At 43.4% G+C, this 3,757-nt stretch carries 5 protein-coding genes; 3 read left to right on the forward strand and 2 right to left on the reverse strand.

What is annotated here, in order from left to right:
• Positions 1 to 25 precede the first annotated feature (25 nt).
• The gene (locus B4033_RS00525) at positions 26 to 640 is read right to left on the reverse strand and encodes a cation transporter (RefSeq protein ID WP_103799916.1); all 615 of its coding nucleotides are present in this window, start codon (positions 638 to 640) and stop codon (positions 26 to 28) included.
• A gap of 85 nt (positions 641 to 725) precedes the next feature.
• Here B4033_RS00525 and B4033_RS00530 point away from each other — a divergent pair, with 85 nt between their 5' ends.
• From B4033_RS00530 to B4033_RS00540, 3 genes are all read left to right on the forward strand, one after another.
• Positions 726 to 1,142 (forward strand): Cd(II)/Pb(II)-responsive transcriptional regulator, encoded by a 417-nt coding sequence (locus tag B4033_RS00530; RefSeq protein WP_286831092.1) that lies wholly within the window; start codon positions 726 to 728, stop codon positions 1,140 to 1,142.
• A 128-nt stretch (positions 1,143 to 1,270) separates the two neighbouring features.
• Positions 1,271 to 2,680, forward strand: a complete 1,410-nt coding sequence (yegQ, locus tag B4033_RS00535; protein ID WP_286831093.1) for a tRNA 5-hydroxyuridine modification protein YegQ — start codon at positions 1,271 to 1,273, stop codon at positions 2,678 to 2,680.
• A 2-nt stretch (positions 2,681 to 2,682) separates the two neighbouring features.
• Complete coding sequence (locus B4033_RS00540; protein ID WP_004815339.1) at positions 2,683 to 2,937, forward strand: YfhL family 4Fe-4S dicluster ferredoxin; 255 nt, start codon at positions 2,683 to 2,685, stop codon at positions 2,935 to 2,937.
• Positions 2,938 to 3,205: 268 nt separating this feature from the next.
• On the opposite strand, the gene B4033_RS00545 is transcribed toward B4033_RS00540, so the two are convergent.
• Positions 3,206 to 3,757, reverse strand: a 552-nt coding sequence (locus B4033_RS00545) for an FAD-dependent oxidoreductase (protein WP_286831095.1), incomplete at its 5' end; no start/stop codon positions are given.

The following is a 3,757-nucleotide window of genomic DNA, read 5'->3' on the forward strand; positions in this document are numbered from 1 at the left end:
CCTTTTTATTTAGTATTAATTTTTATCATGCAGTTGTACGACGTTCTTGTAATGCCTGCTTCACCACCTGATATCCTGCAGTTAATCCCAGACTGGCCATAATCACCGCCACAATCATATCGGGCCATAGACTACCAGTTCCAAATACACCAATGGCCGCAAAAATAACTGCTACGTTGCCAATTGCATCATTTCGGCTACACAGCCACACAGACTTCATGTTTGAGTCTCCATCACGGAAAGCATAAAGAATCACAGCCGTGATCACGTTTGCCAGTAAAGCGATTGCGCCGATGATACCCATCGTGATGGCTTCAGGAGGAATACCGAGCAGATAGGCATAGATGACTTTAGCCATCACCACCAAACCAAAGGCTGCCATAGTCAGACCTTTAATTAAGGCTACAGTGGCTCGCCAGTACAGGCTTGCACCTAATACAGCCAGTGAAATCCCATAATTCACTGCATCCCCAAAGAAATCTAGCGAGTCGGCCCATAAAGCTGAAGAATGAGCATAGGCTCCCCCGACCAGCTCTACCAGAAACATACTGAGGTTAATCCATAAGGCAATCCATAAAGCCATTCTAAACTTGCTGTTTGGCTTGATGGGTGCCGGTTCATGACTACAGCTACAGGCCATATTCTTCTCCGATGTATTTTTATACGAAATACGATACATTGATTAGAAACTATGGAGTAACTCCAAGGTCAAGCCCGAGGTGTATATGTCTTTGTATCTAATTTCAGAAATCGCAAAAAAGTCACATTTAACTACTGACACGGTGCGTTTTTATGAGAAAAAAGGATTCATCACGCCGAATTTTCGAGCAAATAATCAATATCGTTATTTTGATGATGAAGCGCTTAAAAGACTGATTTTTATCAAGCGTTGTCGTGATCTGGATATGTCCTTAAAGGAAATCGAGACCTTAATCGAACTGGAGCAAAATCCCGAGCAGAACTGTACAGCAGTCAACAATATTATTGACCAGCATCTACAGGATATCACCAATAAAATGAAAGAATTAGCAGCTTTTAAAACTCAGCTTACCGAGCTAAGAAATAGCTGTAATACGCCGACTATGGTTGACCATTGTCAAATCCTGAAAACCCTGGAACGGTCTGAAATCGAAGATCAATAGTCTGTATATTTATTTCAGTTTTACTTATTTGATAATGTTGAAAATATCAACAAAAACCATGATTTCCGAGTGATTTACTTGGTTGAATCTTGTTTTTAAATGAATAAAATAAAAGCCGTACTTTTTATATGTCTTTCGATTTCGTCATGAGTATCATCCCTGTTACTGAACTTCTCTCACCTGCTGGCTCACTGAAAAATATGCGTTATGCTTTTGCCTATGGTGCAGATGCAGTCTATGCCGGCCAGCCGCGTTATAGCCTGCGTGTTCGTAACAATGAATTTGACCATGACAATCTGGCTATAGGCATCAAAGAAGCACATGATCTTGGCAAAAAATTCTATGTGGTGGTGAATATCCAGCCACATAACTCCAAGTTGAAAAACTTTATCCGTGACCTAGAACCTGTGGTGGCGATGCAGCCAGATGCACTGATCATGTCCGATCCGGGCCTGATCATGCTGGTGCGTGAACATTTCCCGCATATGGACATTCACCTGTCTGTCCAAGCCAATGCCGTGAACTGGGCAACGGTAAAGTTCTGGAAAAACATGGGGCTTACTCGTGTGATTCTGTCACGTGAACTATCCATTGAAGAAATTGCAGAAATCAAACAGCAAGTACCAGATATGGAGATTGAAGTCTTCGTGCATGGCGCGCTGTGCATGGCCTACTCCGGACGTTGCATGTTGTCTGGCTACATGAATAAACGTGATGCCAACCAAGGTGCCTGCACCAATGCTTGCCGCTGGGAATACAAAGTTCTGGATGCCAAAGAAGATGTGACCGGTGATGTAATACCGGTGAAAAATCTGGATTCAGGCTGCTGCTCCCAAGATATGGATGAAGCTCATAAAGTAGCTCAACATCAGTTTGACGAGCCGGTCCTACTTCAGCGTAACGATGAAGATATGTTTGCTGCCGAAGAAGATGAACATGGCACTTACTTCATGAACTCAAAAGATTTGCGTGCAGTCCAGCATGTAGAACGATTAACCAAAGTCGGTGTGCATTCGCTAAAAATCGAAGGTCGGACTAAATCCTATTTCTACTGTGCACGTACTGCACAGATTTACCGCAAAGCCATTGATGATGCTTTAGCTGGCAAGCCATTTGACCCATCACTGATGACCCAACTGGAAGGTTTGGCAAATCGAGGTTATACCGAAGGCTTCCTGCGTCGCCATGTTCATAGTGAATATCAAAACTATGAAAATGGTTCTTCCAGTTTTGATCATCAAATTTTCTGTGGTGAAGTATTAGAGCGAAATGGAGATTACATCAAGATCGATGTGAAAAACCGTTTTGTAGTCGGTGACTCACTGGAGCTGATGACGCCTAAAGGCAACATTACCTTCACCTTGACGGAAATCAAAGACCGTAAAGGTAATCTGATTGAAGATGCCAAAGGTTCGGGGCATATCGTCGAAATTCCGATTCCGGCAGATATTGATATGCAATATGCCCTGCTCATTCGCAACCTACCGACATCGACTGCAGATATTTCTGCATCTTCACTGACTTATCAGGCAGGCTAAGCATGGCACTCTTGATTACCGATAAATGCATCAACTGCGACATGTGTCTGCCGGAGTGTCCGAATGATGCCATTTATGAAGGTGACAAAATCTATGAAATCGATGTCAATCGCTGTACGGAATGCGTCGGTTTCTATGATCATCAAACCTGTGTATCCGTGTGTCCAATTGAGTGCATTGTGCCCCATCCGGAGCATGTGGAGACTAAAGAACAATTGATGGAGAAATTTAAGGGACTGAATCTATTCAACTCTTAATGAAATCTTAAAGATGGCATATTTTATGCTGATCTAAAGAACAACCTTGGGGAAGGCATAATAATAAATTAAAACAAAAACAGCGCAGAGGAAAGGAACAGTCAGAAGCAATTGGGGATGGTTCTGACTGATCTAAAACGAAGGAAAGCAAATATAAAAAAAGAAACTCTGGTGTTAGCGTCCGGAGTTCCTGTAAAAAGGGAATAAGAAATAGAGTCGATTGATGTTCTAGCACCTGGGTTTTGGGGAACCCAGGTGCTTTCCTTTATTACTGACCCGAACGGATGATGTAGTCAAATGCAGACAGTGATGCTTTCGCGCCTTCACCTGTGGCAATGATGATCTGCTTGTAAGGTACTGTGGTGCAGTCACCCGCAGCAAATACACCTTTCACATTGGTTTCATTGCGCTCGTTAATCACAATCTCACCGCGGTTGCTTAACTCAACTTTGGTTTCTTTCAGGAAATCCGTATTCGGTAACAAACCGATCTGAACGAAGATCCCTGCAAGTTCAACCGTATGTTCTTCATCGGTCGCACGGTCTTTGTATTTCAGTGCAGTTACCTGTGAACCATCACCAACCACTTCTGTTGAAAGCGCATTCTTAATCACCGTGGTGTTCGGCAAGCTGTTGAGTTTGTCCTGAAGTACCTGATCCGCACGTAGCTTGGTATCAAATTCCACCAGGGTGACATGCTCAACAATACCAGCAAGGTCGATCGCAGCTTCTACACCCGAGTTACCACCGCCAATCACCGCAACACGTTTGCCTTTGAACAGTGGACCATCACAGTGTGAACAGTAGGCAACACCACGGGT

This window comes from Acinetobacter sp. UBA3132 (assembly GCF_002364825.1).
In the GTDB taxonomy this organism is placed as follows: domain Bacteria; phylum Pseudomonadota; class Gammaproteobacteria; order Pseudomonadales; family Moraxellaceae; genus Acinetobacter; species Acinetobacter schindleri.

Bases quoted from the DNA above. Each gene is read 5' to 3' on its own strand.
- B4033_RS00525 (WP_103799916.1), bottom strand. From the start codon at position 640: ATGGCCTGTAGCTGTAGTCATGAACCGGCACCCATCAAGCCAAACAGC.
- B4033_RS00530 (WP_286831092.1), top strand. From the start codon at position 726: ATGTCTTTGTATCTAATTTCAGAAATCGCAAAAAAGTCACATTTAACT.
- yegQ (WP_286831093.1), top strand. From the start codon at position 1,271: ATGTCTTTCGATTTCGTCATGAGTATCATCCCTGTTACTGAACTTCTC.
- B4033_RS00540 (WP_004815339.1), top strand. From the start codon at position 2,683: ATGGCACTCTTGATTACCGATAAATGCATCAACTGCGACATGTGTCTG.